This window comes from Thermoactinomyces sp. CICC 10521 (assembly GCF_016055135.1).
GTDB lineage: Bacteria > Bacillota > Bacilli > Thermoactinomycetales > Thermoactinomycetaceae > Thermoactinomyces_A > Thermoactinomyces_A daqus.
Window position 1 is genome coordinate 39,845 of record NZ_JAECVZ010000015.1, and the last position, 22,166, is coordinate 62,010.

At 46.7% G+C, this 22,166-nt stretch carries 16 protein-coding genes; 5 read left to right on the plus strand and 11 right to left on the minus strand.

Annotated features, from left to right (window positions below; genetic code table 11):
* Positions 1-226: 226 nt before the first annotated feature.
* Together I8U17_RS11485 and I8U17_RS11490 are read right to left on the minus strand one after the other, a co-directional pair.
* Positions 227-2,281 (minus strand): UvrD-helicase domain-containing protein, encoded by a 2,055-nt coding sequence (locus I8U17_RS11485; protein ID WP_198059425.1) that lies wholly within the window; start codon positions 2,279-2,281, stop codon positions 227-229.
* A complete protein-coding gene (locus I8U17_RS11490) occupies positions 2,278-5,118 on the minus strand; it encodes a PD-(D/E)XK nuclease family protein (RefSeq protein WP_198059426.1) in 2,841 nt (946 codons plus the stop codon). The genes I8U17_RS11485 and I8U17_RS11490 overlap by 4 nt, the downstream gene beginning before the upstream one ends.
* 135 nt (positions 5,119-5,253) lie before the next feature.
* On the opposite strand from I8U17_RS11490, the gene I8U17_RS11495 reads away from it, so the two are divergent.
* From I8U17_RS11495 to I8U17_RS11510, 4 genes are all read left to right on the plus strand, one after another.
* Positions 5,254-5,448, plus strand: a complete 195-nt coding sequence (locus I8U17_RS11495; RefSeq protein WP_198059427.1) for a hypothetical protein — start codon at positions 5,254-5,256, stop codon at positions 5,446-5,448.
* The gene (gene dndD, locus I8U17_RS11500; RefSeq protein ID WP_198059428.1) at positions 5,445-7,454 is read left to right on the plus strand and encodes a DNA sulfur modification protein DndD; all 2,010 of its coding nucleotides are present in this window, start codon (positions 5,445-5,447) and stop codon (positions 7,452-7,454) included. Before I8U17_RS11495 ends, dndD begins: the two co-directional genes overlap by 4 nt.
* Before the next feature lie 11 nt (positions 7,455-7,465).
* Positions 7,466-7,846, plus strand: coding sequence for a hypothetical protein (locus I8U17_RS11505; protein WP_198059429.1), 381 nt, complete (start codon positions 7,466-7,468; stop codon positions 7,844-7,846).
* A gap of 304 nt (positions 7,847-8,150) precedes the next feature.
* Positions 8,151-9,809: a PucR family transcriptional regulator gene (locus I8U17_RS11510; protein WP_198059430.1), complete on the plus strand. Its 1,659-nt coding sequence runs from the start codon at positions 8,151-8,153 to the stop codon at positions 9,807-9,809.
* Positions 9,810-9,855: 46 nt separating this feature from the next.
* Here I8U17_RS11510 and I8U17_RS11515 read toward each other — a convergent pair whose 3' ends face one another.
* From I8U17_RS11515 to I8U17_RS11550, 8 genes are all read right to left on the minus strand, one after another.
* Positions 9,856-10,746 (minus strand): nitrilase-related carbon-nitrogen hydrolase, encoded by an 891-nt coding sequence (locus I8U17_RS11515; RefSeq protein WP_198059431.1) that lies wholly within the window; start codon positions 10,744-10,746, stop codon positions 9,856-9,858.
* A 35-nt stretch (positions 10,747-10,781) separates the two neighbouring features.
* Positions 10,782-12,173 (minus strand): dihydropyrimidinase, encoded by a 1,392-nt coding sequence (gene hydA, locus I8U17_RS11520; RefSeq protein ID WP_198059432.1) that lies wholly within the window; start codon positions 12,171-12,173, stop codon positions 10,782-10,784.
* A 19-nt stretch (positions 12,174-12,192) separates the two neighbouring features.
* Complete coding sequence (gene preA, locus I8U17_RS11525) at positions 12,193-13,452, minus strand: NAD-dependent dihydropyrimidine dehydrogenase subunit PreA (RefSeq protein WP_198056325.1); 1,260 nt, start codon at positions 13,450-13,452, stop codon at positions 12,193-12,195.
* Between the two features lie 21 nt (positions 13,453-13,473).
* Positions 13,474-14,808, minus strand: coding sequence for an NAD(P)-dependent oxidoreductase (locus tag I8U17_RS11530; RefSeq protein WP_370589246.1), 1,335 nt, complete (start codon positions 14,806-14,808; stop codon positions 13,474-13,476).
* Positions 14,809-14,821: 13 nt separating this feature from the next.
* Positions 14,822-16,342 (minus strand): NCS1 family nucleobase:cation symporter-1, encoded by a 1,521-nt coding sequence (locus I8U17_RS11535; protein WP_198059434.1) that lies wholly within the window; start codon positions 16,340-16,342, stop codon positions 14,822-14,824.
* A gap of 45 nt (positions 16,343-16,387) precedes the next feature.
* Entirely contained in the window at positions 16,388-17,782 is a 1,395-nt protein-coding gene (locus tag I8U17_RS11540) for an aspartate aminotransferase family protein (RefSeq protein WP_198059435.1), read from the minus strand.
* Between the two features lie 60 nt (positions 17,783-17,842).
* On the minus strand, positions 17,843-19,309 hold the full coding sequence (locus I8U17_RS11545) for a CoA-acylating methylmalonate-semialdehyde dehydrogenase (protein WP_198059436.1): 1,467 nt from the start codon (positions 19,307-19,309) through the stop codon (positions 17,843-17,845).
* 408 nt (positions 19,310-19,717) lie between these two features.
* Entirely contained in the window at positions 19,718-20,326 is a 609-nt protein-coding gene (locus I8U17_RS11550) for a TetR/AcrR family transcriptional regulator (RefSeq protein WP_198056320.1), read from the minus strand.
* 110 nt (positions 20,327-20,436) lie between these two features.
* Here I8U17_RS11550 and I8U17_RS11555 point away from each other — a divergent pair, with 110 nt between their 5' ends.
* Entirely contained in the window at positions 20,437-21,003 is a 567-nt protein-coding gene (locus I8U17_RS11555; RefSeq protein WP_198056319.1) for a cysteine hydrolase family protein, read from the plus strand.
* Positions 21,004-21,207: 204 nt separating this feature from the next.
* Here the strand turns inward: I8U17_RS11555 and I8U17_RS11560 are convergent, their stop codons facing one another.
* Positions 21,208-22,125 (minus strand): PhzF family phenazine biosynthesis protein, encoded by a 918-nt coding sequence (locus I8U17_RS11560; RefSeq protein WP_198059437.1) that lies wholly within the window; start codon positions 22,123-22,125, stop codon positions 21,208-21,210.
* Between the last annotated feature and the right edge of the window lie 41 nt (positions 22,126-22,166).

Sequence of the window (22,166 nt, forward strand, 5' to 3'; positions counted from 1 at the left end):
TCTCTGATTGCCATATCTCTATTAAACTACAAATATTAACCAAAAACGATATTAAATTCGAAATTCAATCAATACGCAGGCAGACGAATCAACAAAAACGAAACGATATCATTAGTTTATATCTGAATACATGTTCGTTCAATGAAACTTTTCCACGAATCTGTAGCGTGAATATGAAAAGACCACATTTAAAACGCCTCCTTGCCTTGAGGGGCAAAGAAGCGTGCTATAAATTTCCCAAAATCCATGATAAATATGTGATCTTATTCTTTGTTCGTTGAGCGTTGCGATCTCCCACCAAGTATAGAGTTTGTTTGGCACGGGTTAAAGCGACATACAAGATCCGCGTCTCTTCAGCTAAATATTCTTCTTTATATTGAGCTAATCTCTCATGATATTTATCAGATGTAATCGTTGTTGGTTCTAAATAACGGCGAAATGAAAACTCAATTCCTGTCTCAGGATGAAACAAAATTGTCGGATTCAAAAGATCATGATCTAGACCACGCTCCAACTCAACCAAAATAACATGATCAAACTCTAATCCTTTCGCATTATGAATAGTGGTTAATTGAACCGCATTAAATTCTTCCAATATCTCAGCCTGTTCCTCATCTTGATTATGTTGAATCATACTCCCAAGCCATTGCACATACTCAATGAGTCCTATTTTTTCACCAATAAATTTGGTACGTGTAAGCTCTTTTAATTTTTCCAAGTTAGCTCTCGTTTGAATTTGATTATAATGCTGCAAATACCCACGAATATTTAGATCCTTGTTTTTAAAAATCTCTTCCAAAATTTGCGCAACCGAATAAATAGGAATTACCCTTTTTAATTCTTTATATAGTCGCTCTAATTTCTCATGATCAAAATTAACCCAAGGAATCCCCAACACTTCATTTTTTCGAATTAAATCATCTGGAGCCATGATCCAATTTAGAATATGGAATACATATCTAATTTCTGGCCTTTTGAAAAAATCACCGCCACCCAATATTTTTGTTGGGATTCCTACTTGATTAAGCTTTTGCTCATATTCTAACATTGATTTATTTGTACGAAACAGAATCGTATACTTATTATATGTCCCAGGATCAACCTCTTGTAAGAAAAAAGCGACAGCTTGTTTTTCTCCTAATTCATGGGAAGGAATCCATTTTACTACATGACTTATTTGTTCCTTCGCTGTTTGATAAGGTTCAATAGGTTCATAAACTACATGTGGCTTTTTTGAATTGCGCTCCAATCGAAGAAATATACTATTTACAAATTCTACGATTTCCCCTCTGGAACGATAGTTGGTTCGCAAGTGATACACCTTACCTCTATCATTGATCCAACGTTCAAATCCTTGATAAGAATTTAAATCGGCACCTCGAAACTGATAAATCGATTGCTTCACATCTCCAACAGCAAATAAAGAAGGCGAATTCGATCCTCCACAAATTAGCTTGATTATCTCGGTTTGATAGAAAGATGTATCCTGAAACTCATCTACAAAAATGTATTTATAAAGTGATTTCACTTGATTTAATAGTCTTGGAAAACCTTTTAATGCTAGATAAGTGAATTCCAATAAATCATCTACGTCAATTCGTCCAACTTTTTGTTTTCTATATTCCTCGTCCAAGCGTAAAACAAGTTCTTTTAATGTCCGTTTAATATTTGATTTCTGATCAGTTTGCATCCACATTAAAGCTTGATCTGTTTTTTCTACTACTTCCTGAATATCAATCCCTTTTGAACGCAATTGATTGTAAAAATACTCGATCTGCCTGCGTATCTGATGCGGTGGCATAATCTCTAACAGCGGATGGCTTCCCTGAGATAATTCTTCCATCCATTGAGATAGAACAACCGAAATAACTTTATTTATATTCGTTGTACTAATATGAAATTCAGGAGAATATACCTTATTTTCAAAGCGAAAGGGGCCAGCAAACTTTAGGATTGCGTTACAAAATTTATGGATCGTAGAAATCTGAACCCGTCCAATTAACTCCATTTCATAATGGAAACGCTCCTTTTGAACAGGATCCTTAGTAGAATGAAGTTTTTTAAACATTGCCCCAAGAAGACGACTTTTCATCTCGGCTGTGGAATTATTTGTAAAAGTAATAATAGCAAAATCTTTTATTGACAATTTAGGTTCTTTCTCGAGAAGACGGATAATTCTATTCACAAGAACCTCCGTCTTTCCTGCACCTGCTCCCGCTTTGACTAAAATGTATTTCTCCTCTGATTCCACAATCTCAAGTTGTTGATCAGATAGTTTCATACAGTTCTACCACTCCCGTTGTCTTTATTCTCTTCTTCATAGCCCCGGCAATTTTGTACAAATGGACAATAAATACACAATTTCGTCTCCTTTATCGTAATTGGTTGAGTTACGATATCATTCATTAACATGCCAATCTCTTTGCTGTTTCTTTTCTGTCTAACTTGTATATACCATTTAAAAAAAGCATCAACTTCAGGATCCAAATTTTTTTCCAGTATAGAGAGGAAAAGCTCATAATCATCAAGATAATACACATTTGGTCTCCCATCCACTAAAAGTTTCAAACCGAGTGGCATGTGAACTTTTACATCTCGATGATCAAATGGAATTTCCAACTCTTCTCTTATGAAATCTGTAGTAAATACTACTCTCTTATTCCATCTGGAATTAAAAATGTGATCGATCAAATTCTTCGTGAAAATTTCTGCTAAAAACTGAGCCTGAATCTCTATTTCTTTTCGAACTGGGAAATATTCTCTCTCTGTATGCATCGCTTGTCGAACGTAGTTTCGAATGACTGAATCTGTAAAACGAGACTTAGCATTATTGGATGTTGTTTCAACTTTATAATCTTCAGCAATCAAACTAATGGCCTTTTGAGATATTTTTCGACCATAATAAAACCCTATTTGAAATGCACTGGCAAACACATTTTGCTCTGGCTTGCTAATGGTATAGTGATAACGTTTCGGACATAAACGATACAATGCAATTTCATTCAGCAAAATTTCACCTGGTACGATTGAACCAGTAAGTTCAACTGTTTTTTCCCCCGATTGGTATGATGGAGCATCATACCCCGACACTAGTTTTAAAATCCCCTCCTCTTTCAACCGATTCAATAAATCCACTGGCTTTCTGTCTAGATCAATCCCTACCGACCTTGCAATTTCCATTAAGTACGGTGAAGGATATATATTGGTCGAATTTCCAGAAAACGTAATAACCACTTTATCTTTTGCTGCCAAAAATGCAAGTAAGAAATAATATCGCGCACAATCAGCTTTCAATTTTTCCATTTCCAAACCGCTGTTTACTTTCAATCGAGTTGTTTCCGATAAAATCTTTGCCTCCATCTCTGAATTGCATGGCCATGAGTCAGGGGAAAAAGACGGATAATTCTCTTGTGTAAACTGCGTTAAATAAACAAACCGATATTCTGCAAAAGCAATGTTATGCAAGCTTGTGATCATTGGTATATTTTTTCTTTTGCTTCTTTTAATTTGAACTTCAATTTCATCGTTTTCCTGTTGTGAAAGTGAAATATCACTTGATAATAATCCAATTAAAACTTCTGCAAATTCCTCAGCTGTGATCGGAAGTAAAGCAGTATCATTAAAACGTTCAATCTGTTCCTTAATCACATTCCTTGTCTTCTCAAAGAAAGGATCTTCATTTTGAGATTGAGAGAATCTTTGCTTCAACTTATGGATTACATCCAATAATTTATTCCCATGTTCACTAAACGTGACCTCTCCATGGCTAAATAATTCATCTTGAAAACTCTTTAATTCCATAAGAATAAAAAGCCATAATTCGAGATTTTCTCTTTTTACACTTTTCAATGGGTGATAACGGTATTTCGAAAAGTCAATCTGCTCATATAGTTGTATCAGTTTTAAAGACTGGTCAATCCAATCATCGATAGTAGGCAGTGCATCATAAAACAGCTCGATTTTTTCAAAAGAAGGAATTGATTGATTTGAATTATACCAGTTGCTTTGTAATATTCGCTTGAAAAAAATGGTGTCAAAATAGCTATCTTCTTCAAACTTTCTCCAATCGATCCTGCTTTGATAGAGGATCTTAATTAGATCCAAAGGTAGCAATTGCTTTACTTTATTCTCCGTAGTTTCGTATTCGATCCTATATTGCTCAAACACTTCATTAAAAAATGGACGCAGTCGTCTCGATTGCGGACTCACAATCGCAACTTCCCTCAACTCTTTCTTTACAACTTGATTTTGAATTTGTTTTACTACATGCATAATTTCCTGTTCCAGGCAAGAAAACTGGTAAAACTCAATTGAATGATCAAGAAAGCCAACATTATCTGTAAATAATATATGTGGAACTTCTTCAACATACGTTGACCTGGATCTATTTGAAAAACCGATTGCTTCCCATTGAGAAAAGGGGACGTAATTGCTGTAAACCTTTCGAATAATATTAAATGCAGGTTGAATCTTCTCACCTTCATCATAATAAGGTACAATGAATGTAATTTTTTTACCTAATTCTTGAAAACGATTGATCATAGATTCATGCAGATGACTAAAAAAAAGAAACGGCCCATCAAAGACCAGTTCATCATATTCTTTGAAGGAATACTCCTTTACACCACGGATAAAGCATGTATCCGGTTCCAAATGAGACTCAGTCAATTTTAAAAACTCCTGGTAAATTTTACATACCATTTCCCAAGATTCATCCTCACTAAGAGATTGAATCTTATAAAATTCCATACCACTACTGCGAAAAGTCGAGAACAAATCTAACAAATTGCTCGCAACCGATTCCCATTCCAATTGCTGAGGAGCAACATTTTGAATTGCTCGTTTTAGTATCACCAGGATCTCAATTCGTGTTAAATACTTTTGACTGCATTTGTTATCTATCAAAACCCTTTTCCAATTGTCAAAACTATAAACTTTATGCACCATCTTTTTTTCATTTTGCCGTAAAGTGTAATCAAGTATTTCATTTATCTTTCTAAAGCGGTATCTTTCTAAAATTAAAGTAGGTGTGATATGTAAAATGCGTTTTCCTTTCAAAATGCGTTTGGCTATTTCTTCATTTGCATCTTCTGTAAATGGAGTATATAAAAGTTTCATAAAATACTCCTTTCCCTTTTCATAAAAAATGAAAATATGTTACACCAGATTGGCATCTTCAGTATCACATTATATAATATTTTTGTTAAAATTGAATAGCAGCAATTCCGAAAAGTTTCCCGGTGGTGAATCATAGTGAAATTAACCAGCGAAGAAATAAAGCTATTAGTAAAGATCTGCGAGAAGCACAATATTACGAAGGAACATATACTTGACTTAATTAATATTGAAGAAAATTATCTATACAGAGAAAAACTAAGAAGAACTGGACTTACAGATAAACTCAAAAACAAGCTAGATGAATGGTCACAAAAAGGAGAGATTGTATGAAATTCACCAAGCTAAAAATGATAAACTATCGTCCATACTATGGAACAAAAGAAATTAATTTGGACATTCCGAATGATCAAAAACCCCCTTATCGTAAAAACATTATCCTTTTTGGTGGACTAAACGGTGCCGGAAAAACAACAATTTTTAAGGCAATCAGACTAGCTCTTTTTGCACGTAGAGGAATGAAAGACAAAGAATACCACGAATATCTTGATGGAGCAATAAATAATCTCGCATTTAATGAAGGAGTTCGGAGCTGTTCAATTGCTCTTTCCCTTGAAGATGAACAGGACCAAATTACACTAGAATTCATTATGAAATTTGACGAAAAAAAAGTTCTCATTGGCGAAGAGAGAAAATTGTACGTATTTAACAAAAAAGAACAAACCGAACAAGAAAGTACCCTAACAAACGAGGAGTTTAATCGATTCATTGATGAGCGGATCCCGCTCGATGCATCAGAGTTTTTTCTTTTTGATGCGGAAAAAATTGGAGAAATAATCGCAAAACAAGGACGGGAACATTTAAAAGAACCTATTCAAAAAATTTTCGCTTTGGAAGCAATTAAAAAATTAAAGCCTGACCTCGATTCTTTACGGCGTGAAATATTAAATAAACTTAAAGATGCCCCGAAAAATGAAGAGTTAGAAAATCTCACGAGAGACATACAGAACTACAATAACGAAATAGAAACTCTGCAAAGAGAAAACCAATCATTGAATGAAAGAATTCAGGTTTTAAAAAGCAAAAAAAATTTGCTCAATCAAGAACGTAGACGCAAGATTGCACAAAATACAGATTCCAAAATTTCTATTACAAAGAAATTAAATGATATAGAAACGAGAATCAATCTTATCAATCAACAATTAAACCAGTTTATTGAAAAGGATTTGTTAGCGATCTTACTCGCTCCTTCTATAAAAGGCCTGAAAGATCGGTTGCGATATGAAAAACAGCTTGAAAAAAAACGACTGGAAATAAAAACCCGTTTTGATACATATGAACAATTCATGGAACAACTCATTATTGAATTGGAAAAAACACTAAATCCCCTCTTAAAAATGATCTCCGTTGAACAACTTAAAAAGGCTGGGCGTAAATCTTGGGCTAAAATTAATCAAATTCAGAACGAAACAATCGACCAATCAGAAATCATTCACGATCTTTCTAATCGCGATTACTATAAATTGATTGAGTATCCAGTCGCTAATTCGATTGATCTAAAACAATTAATTGAAGAAAAAATCACTTTAGAAGAAGAGAAGAAGAAGTTGGAAATTAAACTAGAAAATGCTCCTAATCCTGTTGATACAACAAAAGAAGATGAAGAACTAGCCAAAATTTACCATGAAATCGGAGAAAAAACAAACAAACTGACAGAAAACAAAATCCGAATCAAAGAAATCCTAGGTGAATTATCGAGCTTGAAGACCAAACGTTCTCATACCGAAGAGGCATATAAAGATATTGAACCTTTGAAAAAGAAAATTGACTATATAACACGTTTACAAATGGCTACCGAAGAATTCATAGATGAGCTTACCAAAATGAAAGCAAATAGAATCCAAATAGAGTTTAAGCAAATTTTAGATAAACTTTTCCGGAAGGATCAAGAATTTCTGAGAGTCGAGTTTGACTCAGAAAAATATATTTTAAAACTCTATGATCGAGATAATCGTCTAGTACAGTTGGAACAGCGGTCAGAAGGTGAAAAACAAATTATTGCTCTCTCCTTTATCTGGGCGTTGACCAAAACAGCAGGATTTAACTTACCATTTGTTATTGATACACCACTCGGAAGGCTAGACAGCATTCATCGTCATAATCTTGTTGAGCATTATTTTAGTAAACTAAGTGAACAAGTGATCATTTTATCGACTGACGTGGAAATTAATAAAGAGCACGCTTCTTTATTGGAAAAATACATTCAAAGAAAATACATCTTAGAACATGACCCGGAACAACAATGTACAGATATCAAGGAAGGGTATTTTATGTTCTAGGGAGGTTTTTTATGGCAGCCAATAACCGAATTAATATGTCTAAAGAGGGAGAAAACTTATTAAGAAAGGTTTCAGTAGAGCTAGATATTGATGATCGTCCATTAATTCTGCGAATTGCATTTGCTAAAGGTTTATTGCATTGTGAGGGTGAACCTCGGAATTTCGGCGGCGGAGGTTGGACAATTCCGGCCGGAGTCATTGCACGCGATGATGATTATTTGCTATTTAAACACTTGATTATTAACAAAATAGGGCAAACGATAGATGATAAAGATATCGATAACTATCTCCTCCGCTTTATCGAAGAAGGTTTAAGAGCAATGAACACGGAAATAGAAGAAAAAAGCAAATTTGATAATTATTTAATCCAACTTGTCTCAAATGTTAGTTAAATAAACCGCCCTTGTGATTTTGAAACATCACAAGGGCGGTTCCAATTACCGTAAAGTTCTCCTCCCCCCAACCCCGTCCCTTCTGATCACATCAAAAAATATTGCTCACGGATCTGAATTGCATTAAACTGAGATTGAAAATTCACAAAAATATTCCCCTGTTTATTCTTTTGTCAAAGGAAGATGTCCCGCTCCCCTCAATTTTGCTTGTCCCTGTTGATGTCACCGCAAGCGATCGCCAGTTTCATTTGCAGACCACCGATGCATGAAACAAATGAATAAAATCTACCCGGGAGGGAAATGCATGCAAATTCAACAGCCCTTCACCGTGGCGGATATGCTGAAACGCCCCACCTTTGCCAAAGCCAAAGTGATGGCCGGCTCCCGCGGTCTCAACCGACCGGTCCGATGGGTTCACGTGTTGGAGGTTTCCGATGCGGCCTCTTTTGTCAACGGGCAGGAACTCATTCTGACGACCGGTGTCGGTCTGGACGGAAAAGAGGAGTCAGTGTTTCACTTCGTCAAGCAGTTGGTGGAATGCGGAGTTTCCGGATTATGCATCGAACTGGTTCAGCGCTTCACGGACATCCCCCGCTCCATCCTCCAATACGCCGATACCTGTGCTTTTCCCATTATTGTTTTTAAAGAAGAAGTCCGCTTTATTGAGATCACCCAGGACATCCATGCCTGTCTGATCAATCGGCACCATCACCGGCTCGTTGCCCTGGAGGCGATTTCCAACCGGTTTCTCCAATTAACGCTCCGGCCGCAAGGAACTCTGGGGATCCTCAAACTACTGCATCAGGAAACAGGATGCGCCGTATGGCTTCGCGACGATTGGGGAACGGACATCACTTTTCCGGAGTCATGCGAAAAAGAACGGTTCCTGAAAAAAGGAACATGCCGTCAGCCAATCATTGCCCTGGACATGCAGGTGGGGGAGCTGTACCTCGACTATCGCGGGGAAGCCAAAGAATACATCCAACTGATTCTGGACCAGGCAGCCATCGCCATCGCCCAGGAATTACTTCGCCGACTTTCCCTGGAAGAACGCCGTCTCAGAAAGGTGCAAAAATGGATTGATGATTGCCTGCATTCCGGACGGGCCGATATCCCTGCGCCTCTGTCATCGGTACTCTCATCGGGCGGAAAGATCGTCCTGGCCGCCGTCCATACGGATCTTCACTCGCTCTCTTCGCCGACAGAATGTCCCCTGTCTCATGAAGATATAGCCATTCTGCAATGGGTGCGTCGTGCATATTCAACCTTTGCGCGTTTTGGCATTCTTGGATGGTTTGCCTCTCATGGAGATCTGTGGTCCATCGTGCTGGCGGATGCTCAACCTTCCTCACCTGTTCCGTTCCTTCAGCGGATCCGGGAAAGTTTTACCCACTTGTTCAGGCAAACAGATTCCTCCTGCTTTAATTGTCAATATCACTGGACAGTCGGAATCAGCCGGATCTTTTCCAGCCTGTCCGAGGCCCCCGCCGCTTGGCAACAGGCGAAACAGGCGCTGAAGATCCGACCGCGGTTCGCTGCCCTTGCGGCAAAAAGGAAGCCCGACCGCAAGCACGGCGAACGCTCACCTGATTGCCCTTTCCACCTTGTCTTCTACGATGACCTTCATACCTGGCAGTTGTTTTTACAGGTGGATCCCGCTGTTTTATCCGATTACATCAGCCACCAGATCGGTCCGCTTTTGGACTATGACCGCGAAAACGGAACCGAATTGGTTCATACACTGGAAACATTCCTCAATTCCGGACAGTCCAAGCAGCAAACGGCCAAGGCTCTGTTTATCCACCGGCAAACCTTGTATTACCGGCTGGAGCAAATCTCCTCTCTTCTCGGGGAAAACTGGGATTCACCCTCCCGCCGTCTCGCTTTGGACACCGCCCTGGCCGCCCGCAATTTTCTCAGATCCCAGGAAAACCGGCATGCCAGCCATCGAATAAGTAAATAAAAAATCGGGGGGGCTGAATCGGATCAGCCCCCGTATTTCCTTGTTTTCAGGGCAAGAGGTCCAACATTTCCCGATATGTCTCAGGCCGGCGGTCGCGGAAAAACTGCCAGGTGTCCCGAACTTCCCGGATTACCTCCCGATCCATCTCCCCGATCACCACTTCCTCCCGATCCCGTTCGCCGATTGCCACAAACTCACCGCGGGGGCTCACCAGATACGATTGTCCGTAAAACTCCCCCATATCCCAAGGTTTTTCCCAGCCGACCCGATTGATCGCCCCGAGGTAATAACCATTGGCTACAGCATGTGCCGGCTGCTCCAGCTTCCAAAGGTATTCGGAAAGACCGGCTACTGTCGCCGAGGGATTGAACACGATTTCCGCCCCGTTTAATCCCAACAGGCGTGCTCCCTCCGGAAAATGGCGGTCGTAGCAGATATAGACGCCCACCTTGGCAAAAGCCGTGTCAAACACCGGATAACCCAGATTACCGGGTTTGAAATAGTATTTTTCCCAGAAACCGCATCCGGCAGGACCGGCCTGTACCTGGGGAATATGCTGTTTGCGGTATTTGCCCAGAAATTTGCCGTCTGCGTCGATCACGGCGGCTGTATTGTAATAGACGCCGGGCAATTCTTCCTCATATAAAGGAACGATCAGTACCACCCCAAGCTCTTTGGACAGCTCTTGCATCAGGCGGGTTGTAGGTCCGTCGGGCACTTTTTCCGCAGCCGCATACCATTTGGGATTCTGTTCCGTGCAAAAATAAGGCCCGTAAAAGAGTTCTTGCAGACAGATCACCCGTGCACCCTTGGACGCCGCTTGCCGGATCAACGGAAGATGTTTTTCGATGGCCGCCTTTTTGTGAGTCTCAACCGGCTCCCGGCCGTCCACATGATGATGAGCTTGAATCAAACCGATTTTGACTTTGGAACCCATCGTCCCACTCCTTCCTCTTTTTTCGGCTTTTTGCCTCACACATCGACCTGAGAAAACGGCTTGGCCCGGAGAAATTGCCCCATGCCCGGCTTGCCTGTAAACCGGTCATGCTCGACAATCACCTGTCCACGGAGCAGAACGCATTTGGGTTTGCCCTTCACCTTCATTCCTTCAAACGGATTGTAATCAACGTTCATATGGTGAGTTTTCGACGAGATCGTCCACTCGGTTTCAGGGTCCCAAATGACAATGTCCCCGTCACTCCCTACGGCAATCGTCCCTTTTTCAGGAAACAGACCGAACAGTTTTGCCGCATTGGTGGAAGTGAGAGCAACAAATTTCGTCAGGCCGATTCGCCCTTCGTTCACTCCACAGTGGTAAAGAATCGACATGCGGTTCTCAATGGTGGGGGCTCCGTTGGGGATTTTGGTGAAGTCGTTCCGCCCCAGTTCTTTTTGTCCCTTGAAATTGAAGGAACACTGGTCTGATCCAAGCACTTGCAATTCGAGATTCCGAAGCCGGTTCCAAAGTACTTCCTGGTGCCATTTCTCCCTGAGCGGCGGGGACATTACGTATTTAGCCCCCTCGAAACCGGGACGTTCATAATCCGAAACATCGCAGACCAAGTACTGCGGACAGGTTTCCCCGTAAATCGGCAACCCCCGCTTTCTCGCTTCACTGATGGCATCCGACGCTTGGGCGCAGGTGACGTGAACGATATACAAGGGAGCACCGGCAATCTCCGCCAGGCGAATGGCCCGTGCCGTCGCCTCCCCTTCCGCTTCGGGCGGCCGCGTCAAAGCATGGTATTTGGGTTCGGTTTTTCCTTTGGCCAGAGCGTCTTTCACCAATACATCGATCACATCGCCGTTTTCCGCGTGTACCTGGACCAGAGCTCCGCATTTGGCCGCTTTTTGCAGCACGCGAAACAGGGTTTCATCGTCCACCTGCAGATTATTTTTGTACGCCAGGAACACCTTGAAGGACATTATGCCTTCCTTTTCCACCAAGTGAGGAATCTCATTCATAACCGCTTCCCGCATGTCCCCGACCATCATGTGAAAACTGTAGTCAATGGCCGCTTTTCCTTCTGCTTTCTCATGCCAGGTTTGCAGGGAGTTGGCCAGTGTGTCCCCTTTTTGGTGCAGAGCGAAATCCACGATGGTCGTGGTTCCGCCAAAAGCGGCGGCAATTGTTCCCGTTTGAAAATCATCCGCCGTGATCGTTCCGCCAAAAGGCATATCCAGATGGGTGTGGGGATCAACGCCTCCCGGAAACAGATAACAGCCCGTTGCATCGATCATCTCATGACCAATGGAAAGAATCCGTTCTCCGATGTGGGTAATCTTGCCGTTTTCAATCAGGACGTCGGCGGTCATCACGTCGCTGGCGGTTACAATCGTTCCGCCCCGGATCAATGTACCCATAAAGCGAACCTCCCGCTGGTTATTGGTTTCCGCCTTCCATTGCCCGTTCCCGCCATGTTTGCGGCGGTCTTCCGGTCTCCACTTCAACCATCGTGATGCAACCATCCACTGGACAAACCATTGAACAAAGGTTACAGCCCACGCAATCTTCCTCCCGGACGACCAGTCGAGGCGGACCAGACTCCCGTTCAATCCGGTCGATACATTGATGAGCTGTATCCTCGCAGGCAATATAGCATTTGTTGCAATGGATACAGACATCCGGATCGATCCTCGCCACCACTTTATACTCCAGATTGAGATTTCCCCATTCCGTGTAGCGATGGACGGATTTGCCGATCAGTTCGCTGACCGAAGAGAGCCCCCTCTCATCGAGATAGTTGTTCAACCCATCGATCATATCTTCCACGATCCGGAACCCGTGGTGCATGACCGCGGTGCACACCTGCACGCCCGTCGCACCCATCAGCAGAAATTCGACCACGTCCTGCCAAGTGGAAATTCCGCCAATGCCTGAAATCGGCACGCCTATATCCGGATCCCGTGCACAATCCGCCACCATATGGAGGGCAATCGGTTTAACGGCGGGACCGCAATAACCCCCGTGGGCACCTTTTCCGTCGACATGGGGGATCGGATTCCAGGTCGTTAAATCCACTCCCATCAGGCTGTTGATGGTGTTGATCATGCTGACGGCATCAGCTCCGCCCTGCACCGCTGCCCGGGCGGTGTGACGGATATCGGTGATGTTGGGGGTCAGCTTGACGATGAGCGGGACCTCGGCCACTTCTTTGACCCATTCGGTATTTTGCCGGACGAGATCGGGAACCTGGCCGACAGCCGATCCCATTCCTCTTTCCGACATGCCGTGGGGACAGCCGAAATTAAGTTCAAATCCATCCACGCCGACATCTTGAACCCGTTTTACCAGCTCGTGCCACCGCTCTCTCTTTGGTTCCATCATGAGAGAAGCGACGATGGTTCGGTCGGGAAATTTTCGCTTCACTTCCCGGATCTCCTTCAGATTGTCTTCCAGCGGACGGTCGGTGATCAATTCGATGTTGTTCATTCCCAACATGCGGCGGTTGCCAAAATTGAAAGCGGCAAACCGGGAAGAGACATTGACGATCGGGTCACCCAGCGTTTTCCATACCGCACCGCCCCAGCCCGCCTCAAAGGCCCGCATCACCTGGTAACCGCTGTTGGTGGGCGGAGCCGAAGCCAGCCAGAAGGGGTTGGGGCTTTGAATCCCCGCCAAATCGATGGACAGATCGGCCATCTCGGAACACCTCCCCGCAGATTAAACCTTCTTGACTTGCTTCAGGTACTGGTGAACGCTCCGGGCCACGATTTTTCCCTGCTCCGCTGCCTCGACCACCATCGCCTCCCCTTTGCCCCGCTCAAAGGTGCAGTCACCGGCGGCGAAAATGTTGGCCCGGTTTGTCCGGAAACATTCATCCACCTGAACCACGCCGTTCCGGCATTTGATCCGGAGTTCGTTCAGCAACCGGGTCAGGCGCGACTGGCCAATCGCCCGGATCACCGTATCCACTTCCACTGTGAATTGCGTTCCGGGAACCGGCACCGGTCGGGGGCGTCCGGAATGATCCGGTGCGTCGAGTCGCATGCAAATAAACTCCACTGCACTGACACGGCCGTTTTCTCCGAGAATCCGCCGGGGAACAGAGAGCCAGCGGAACTCCACGCCTTCCTGTTTGGCAAATTCATACTCAAAAGGATAGGCTGTCATTTCCGCTTCCGTCCTGCGATAAAACATGGTCACCTGTTCCGCACCCATACGCTTGCAACATGTTGCCGCATCAATCGCGGTGTTTCCGGCCCCGACAACGACCACCCGCTTCCCGATTTCCCCGACACCATCCCCTGTTTTGACCCGCTCAATGAAATCGATCGCATCCCACACACCCTCCAGTTCCTCGCCGGGGATGCCGAGACGCGGCACGGTTCCCATGCCAAAAGCCAAAACGATGGCATGGAAACGTTCCAATAATTCCTGTGCAGGAACATCTTTTCCCACCGTAACCCCGGTGTGCACGTTCACGCCCAGCTTGACTACCTGTTCAGCCTCCCACAGGGCGATCTCCCCGGGCAAACGGAAAGGCACGATGCCGTACGTGTTTAACCCCCCAAGTTCCGGCTTGGCCTCAAAAATCGTTACGTCATGCCCCATGCGTGCCAGTTCACGAGCCGCCGAAAGACCGGCCGGCCCTCCGCCGACCACGGCCACCCTGTACCCGGTTGCCGGTCCGGGGCGAAACAGCTGCACACCGTTCTGCCGGGCCCAATCTGTGACATAGCGCTGCAAATCGCCGATCCGGATGGGAGATTCTTCATCTTTAAGAACACAAGCCCCCTCGCATAACTCTTCCGTTGGACAAACCCGTGCACAGCTGGCACCCACGGGGTTGGCTTCCATGATGACACGGGCACTTCCTTTCAAATTTCCCGTGGCGATCTTGCGGATAAAAGAAGGAACATCGATATGGGTGGGACAGGCGCGGGTGCAGGGAGCATCGTAGCAGAACAAACATCGATTCGCCTCGTTCACCACGTCCATCCGGGTCAGTTCCCGGTAGATCGGTTCGCTCAACCTGCTGTTTTTTCCCTGGGACAAGCTTTTTCCCTCCTTATTCTGTCTCCTCCGGCAAGGACACAGCAGATGTCGGGGTGCGGGATTCGATTTGGGTAATCCGCGCATATTCCGCAGGAGAAACCAGCGATTCATGGCGGTGCATCAGAAAGGTGTAGACCACTGCGGCCACGACGAGTCCGACCACCAGCGCGTTGGACCAGAGCCAGTCCCATCCCGGGAGGAAACGGCCCAGAATCGGCACAGCCACCCCAACGAGCAAAGCGATGACGCTGTTCCAGTTCACCCCCTTGGCGTAGTGATAGCGGCCACGGGCCATGTAAAGCTCGGCCAGCGCCAACCGCCTCCTCCGAACCAGCCAGTAGTCGGCAATGGCAATCCCGTCGATCGGGCCGAGCAGCGCCCCGTAGGTGCCAAGCCAGCCAAAAATGTAGTTTCCGAAATTCTCCATGATATACCAGGGTTGAATAACGATCCCAAGCAAGCCGGTGATCAATGCGCCTGTGGCAAAAGTGATCCGGCGCGGCCACAAATTCTCGATCGCTCTCGCCGGGGCCACAACATTGGCACCCACATTGATGGTCAGACTGGAAAGGGTTATGATGACGGCGCCAATCAAAACGACCGGAGCGGAAAAGCGGTTGAGAATGGCCACGGGATCCCAGAGCGCTTCTCCGAAAATGACGATCGTTGCCGAAGTGACGGCGATGGCAATGAAGGAAAATACCCCCATGGTCAACGGAAGCGAGAGGGACTGCCCGACCACTTGCGCCTTTTGACTTTTGGCGTAGCGGCAGAAATCGGGAATGTTCAACGCCATGGTGGCCCAAAAAGCGATACACCCCATCAGGGACGGAAAAAACACCTTCAAAAACTCTCCCGGAGTGTTCAGTTTCGACTGAGCGGAGAGCATCGGCCCGAACCCGCCCGCTTTTATCACCGCCCAGATGAACAGTCCCATCACCGCGACCATCAACAGCGGTGCCGAAAACCGCATCAGATTCTTGATGCTCTCCGGTCCCTTGTAGGCCACGAAGACGTTCAATCCCCAAAAGATGAGGAAAACGAGCGGGGTATGCCCGGGCACCTCCTTCCAACCTTTAAAAACCGCCTGAAGCAATCCGTCGATCGCCGTTGTCCCGATCCAGCAGTTGATCCCAAACCAGCCCGCGGCGATCAAGGCTCTGGCCAGCGCGGGAATGTGCGCCCCTCTTGATCCAAACCATAACCGGGCATATACAGGATAGGGAATGCCGAACTTGGTTCCGGCATGGGCGTTTAACAAAATGGGGATCAAGACGATAAGATTGCCGATCAAGACGGTGAGGACAGCCTGCCACCAGTTCATTCCCAGCGAGATCATGCCTCCCGCCAGGGCATAAGCGGGGATGCAAAGGCACATGCTGATCCACAAAGCGGCAAAGTTCCATGCAGTCCAATGGTGCTCCTTGCGGGTTGTGGGGCGAAGATCCTCATTCCACAGCGGGCTATCACTCAGTTGCCGGGCCATATCGCCGGTCAGCGTGACAATGCCGTCTTTCTCAGTTTGCGACTTCATCGGATCTCCTCCATCCATTTCATGGCTCGCACAGACAGACTCGGCTTAACCGGAGGCACCGGCCTCTTGGACCGACTCGATCACCACCCGGGCCAAAAATTCCAGATCCCGGTCGCTGATGATCAGGGGAGGAGACAAGGTTAACACGTTGTTCATTTCCGGTACGGTATCGCTGTTTTTTCCGATCAGCACCCCTCTCTTTTTGCAAGCGGCAATGACGCGTCCGACGAATTCGGCAGAAGCCGGTTTTTTGTCTTTACGGTTCCCGACCAATTCAATTCCGGCCATGAAACCAAAGAAACGCATATCCCCGACATTGTCATGATCCCAAAGAGGCTTTAACAACGCTTGCAGTTTTTCTCCCAATTCCCGGCTTCGTTCCACCAGCTTCCGTTCATCCATCAATTCCAGTGTTTTCAGGGAAAGCGCACAGGCTGTTGCATTCCCCCCAAAGGTATTGACATGCCGGAAATGAGCGTAAGGATGATCTTCCTTGAACGCATCAAACAATTCGGCCCAGACCGCTGTCGCCGACAGAGGTAAATAGGCACTCGTAATTCCTTTGGCCATGGTGACCACATCCGGCCGGATCCCGAAGTTTTGATGACCGAACCGGCGCCCTGACCGCCCAAAACCACAAATCACCTCGTCCACGATCAACAGCACCCCGTATCGGTCGCAAATCTCCCGAACCTGTTTCATGTACTCCGGGGGCGGAACGATCACACCACCTCCGGTAATCACCGGCTCCATGATCACTGCCGCCACCGTGTCCGGACCTTCCCAACGAATCACCTCTTCAATGATGGAGGCACACTCAAGGCGGCAGGATTCCTGCGTCTTCCCGAAAGGACAACGGTAGCAATACGGCGGGGGAACATGGACAAATCCCGGGGAGAGGGGTTCGTAATTCTGTTTTCGCACAGCCTGACCCGTAGCGGCCAATGCCCCGAAGGAATTCCCGTGATAGGCCCGGTAACGGGAAATGAACTTCCAACGGGTTGGCTGGCCGTTTTGGGCATGATATTGGCGAACGATCTTGAAAGCCGCCTCGTTTGCTTCCGAGCCGCTGTTGGAGTAGAAAATACGGTAAGGCCCACCCAGCCACTCGTTCAGTTTCTCGCTCAGAGCGATCGCCGGAAGGTGGCTTTGCGTCAAAGGATAATAAGGCATCCGGCAAAGCTGCTCATAAGCTGCCTGCGCCAATTCGTGCTCAGAATACCCCAGATTGACACACCACAAGCCCGACATCGCATCCAGATAACGATTCCCTTCCAGATCAATCACCCATGCCCCATCCCCTTGCGTGATCACCAAAGGATTCAGGCTGGAAGCATAGGGTTGCATCTGATGCCAGACATACTGACGATCCTTGTCGAGCCAACGTTCCCGCTCTTCTTTCCCCAACGCTTTCGCAGGTCGGGAAGAATAATTCTCCATCTTGCCTTCTCCTCTCCGCTCAAGGCGATAATGGCAACCGTTCTTCAAGAACACCTGCTATTATCCAAACCATCGGGATGTGACCACTTTCTTCCGGGTGTAGAATTCCACTGCATCTTTCCCGTTGGCATGCAGATCACCGTAGAAAGACTGCTTCCAACCGCTGAAGGGATAAAAAGCAGCAGGAACCGGTACACCTACATTGATTCCAAGCATTCCCGCCTGAACCCGCTCCCGGAACCGGCGGGCAGCCTTTCCGCTTTCTGTGTAAAGGACGGCAGCATTGCCAAAGCGGGAACGGTTCACCACCCGAATCGCTTCGTCCAGATCCTTCACCCGAATCACACTTAGCACAGGGGCAAAAAGCTCTTCCCGGAACACTGTCATCTCCGGCCGAACCCGGTCCAAAATCGTCGGCCCAAGGAAAAACCCTCTGTCCATCTGATCCACCAGGTTCCGGCCGTCCCGGAGCATTACCGCGCCTTCTTTCAGCCCTTGTTCGATCCGCTCCAGCACTTTTTTCCGATGTTCATCCCGGATCAGGGGACCTTGCTCGGTACCTTCCTCCAATCCGTTCCCCACCCGGACGCGTTCGGCCGCTGCAACAAGGTCCTTCAGAAAACGATCCGCGACCGATTCGAGTACCACCACTACACTCCCGGCCATGCATCGCTGCCCGGCACAACCGAACGCCGACCCGGTGATGGACTGCACGGCTCCTTCCATGTTGGCATCTTCATGGACGATATGGCAGTTTTTCGCTCCGGCCAGAGCCTGCACCCGTTTTCCGTGTGCTGCCGCCGTCTTGTAGACATGTTCCGCCACCGGCTGTGACCCTACGAAAGATACCGCGTCCACTCCCGGATGGCAGAGCAACGCATCGACCGCCTCTTTTCCCCCGTGAACGAGATTGAAGACCCCTTCGGGCAGACCTGCTTCGACCGCCAGTTCCACCAGGCGGACCGCAGACAAAGGCGTGCGTTCGGAGGGTTTGAGAACAAAGGTGTTACCGGCCGCCAACGCCAAGGGAACCATCCACAGAGGCACCATCACCGGAAAGTTGAACGGGGTAATTCCCGCCACCACTCCCACGGGATCACGCACCATTTCCATATCAATCCCGCGGGAAACCTGGGGAGTCACCTCTCCCTTCATCAAGGAAGGCATCCCGGCGGCAAATTCCACCACTTCGATTCCCCGCCAGATCTCCGCTTTCGCTTCATTCAAGGTTTTGCCGTTCTCTTCCGTCAACGTCCGTGAAAGAGTGTCCAGATGTTGTACCAGCAATTCCCTGAATTTCAGGAGGATTCGTACCCGTTCCGTAACAGGAGTTTCTCTCCAGGCCAAAAAAGCTTCCTGTGCTGACCGGACTGCCGCATCCACTTCAGCAGTCCCGGAAAGAGGAACCAGAGCGAGCACTTCCTCCGTTGCCGGATTGGGAACAGGCAACACATCCCGGGTATTGGACGTGCACCACTTTCCCCCCACGAAACTGGGCAGGCGATCCCCTTTTACAATCATGCTCATTCCATCACCTCATTTGCATTTGATCCTCTTTTAATTCCTATAATTCAGACAGTAATGAAGAAAAGCGTCTGAGGCCCGGAAAGAAAGCCCGGTGATTCTATCCCTTTCTCATCCCATAAACCATCATAACAAAAAGAAAACGATATTTTATCATACAAAATGCACAGAAATACACTCTAATTTCTCGTCAATTTATACAATTATGCATAAATCCAACCCGGTTTAATTGGAATTTGTCAAACGACCTGGCGAGTCAGGGAAAACTCCACTGACTGATCATGAAGAAGGAGGGGAGGGAAAAAGGATGTCTCCCACGCCCCGGCCAGCAAAAATCCTTCCCTGCAACATCGAGATTCGTATGGAAAAAACGGAACCGGAGGAGAACATCCCATTTTGAAAAACACGCTCTCACTCAGGAGTAATAAAGGTTAAACAGAGCTGTTCCAGTATCTTCTCAGGCGAATGCCCACGCACGTCTCTTTGAAATAAATAGGAATCACTGCTTAATGCCGTCAGCAACAGATCGGCCCTGAAAACACTATCGGGTTGGGACTGCTTATTTTCGGCCATCTCGTCAAACAGCCGGACGAGTATTTCATGCATCTGGTTATACAGAGGATTCTGCATTCGATACCGGGGCGGTTTGGCTGTCGCAAAGTTCTCTACTCCTTTAAGCAATTGTGCTTTTTTCTCGCGAAAACGGATAAATAAGCCGAGAATCCCTTTCAATCGTCGGTCAGGCGGCTCTGTGCCGTTCTCTTGCAAATAAGCTTCAATATCTTCAAAAAGCAGACAAATTTGGTCTTTAATTAAATCCAGGCAGATTTCACCTTTGTTTCTATACCGGCGATAGAGCGTTCCCGACCCGATCTTCGCTTCTGTGGCAATTTGATTCATACTGACTTGTTCGACACCATATTGCTCAAACAGCCTGATTGCCGCCTTCAGGATACGCTGACGATTTTCGGCGGCATCGCGGCGTTCAGAACGAGAGCGGATGGCGTCTGCATCATTCACTGTACCACCACTTCCCAAAATCCAGCTTTACAAGTGGAGAGTTCTCCGGTTAATATTAAATGGAGAATTCTCCGCTTAATACTAACATAATGAACAGGAGTGAACAACACATGCAGAATCATGACAAAGCTGCACTGTTGGTCATGGATATACAAAACGGCATTGTCTCGCGATTCGCAGAAAATGAGAACGCGCTGCTGCCGTTCCGGAAAGCCGTGGAAGCCGCACGCCGGCACTCCATTCCGGTTATTTTTGTCCGAGTCGCATTCCGCGAAGGATACCCCGAGATCAGCCCGAGAAACAAGACGTTCTCAGCGATTTCCAATTTTGGCGGAATGACTCTCTCAGACACGGCGACGCAAATTCACGAATCCCTGAACCCCCAACCAGACGAGCCGGTTGTCACCAAGCTTCGCGTCAGTGCATTTTCCGGAAGTGACCTTGAGGTGATTCTCCGATCCCGCCAAATCAACAAACTGATTCTCAGCGGCATTGCCACGAGTGGTGTGGTTCTTTCGACATTGCGGGAAGCAGCAGATAAAGACTTTGCACTTACTGTGCTTTCGGATGCCTGTCTCGATTCCGATCCTGAAGTTCACCGTGTTCTCATCGAGAAAGTGTTCCCACGACAAGCGGAAGTCATGACTGTCGACGCTTGGATCGATACCTTGGATTGATAAGCGAACGCAGGCACCCCGGATTGCGAAAAGAACAGACGATGAACAAGCGCCTCCCCAGGATTTCTCGGTGAGGCGCTTGTTCATCGTCTGAACGATTCTCCTTCGCAAGAAGGGCGAGCCCCGAATAAAGGTTCCGAAAATTACGATTCCTGGGAAGGCACGTTTTTCCATTTACCGTGGAGAAGGGATATCACGCGAAGATCAGACAAATATTCTCCCTTCCCCCACTTTCACGCAGGCTCCGCCCAATCTAACCTCTTCAAATGCATCCCCTTTTTTCCGAATCCTGATGTCGATGAAACTGGGACGCCCCATTTCGATGCCTTGCTCGCTGCGGATTTCATACAATCCGGTTTCCTTGGCCGGTACGAGAGAATGTTGAATAAGATAAGCCCCCAAAGGTCCGTTGGCATTTCCTGTGGCCGGGTCCTCCATAATTCCCATCGCGGGGGCAAACATGCGGCCATGCACGTGGAAATCGGGATTGACCGTTTCCAGGGTAAAAGCATAAATGTGCTGCGTTTCGGGACGGTCAGCGAACCATTGTTTCCACACATCGTTGCGGAATTTGATTTTTTTCATAGCCTCGAGCGAACGAACGGGGATATAGAGAAACGGGACTCCCGAAGAAACGGTCTGAACGGGCAAATCAGCATGCAAGTCCCCCGGCGACAGAGAAAGAAGCCAGGCGGCTTTTTCCCGATCGGAAAACACATCGCCAAACGCGGGGATCGGTTGTTTCATTCCGGCTCGAGTCATCTTGCCTTGCTCTTTATGAACGTAGACTTGAATATCTTCCACTTCTTCCTCCAGAATCCATTCGTTGACCCCCTCCCGGGTCACTGTCCAGTTTTCATGTCCCAATAAAAATGCTGTTCCCACTGTGGGATGACCAGCTACGGGCAATTCCATCCGCGGCGTAAAGATTCTGATTCTTTTTGTGTTTCCCGGTTTCGTGGGCGGGAAGACAAAGACGGTCTCGGACAAATTTAATTCATTCGCAATTTTTTGCATCAGACCCGGGTCCAACGGTCCTGTTTCTTCAAACACGGCCAAGGGGTTTCCTCCGAATTTTTGATTGGTGAACACATCAACGAGAATATAATTTAAAGCCTTCATTTTCCTTCTCCTTTCACTGATCGTTTCCCGTGCAATTCCAG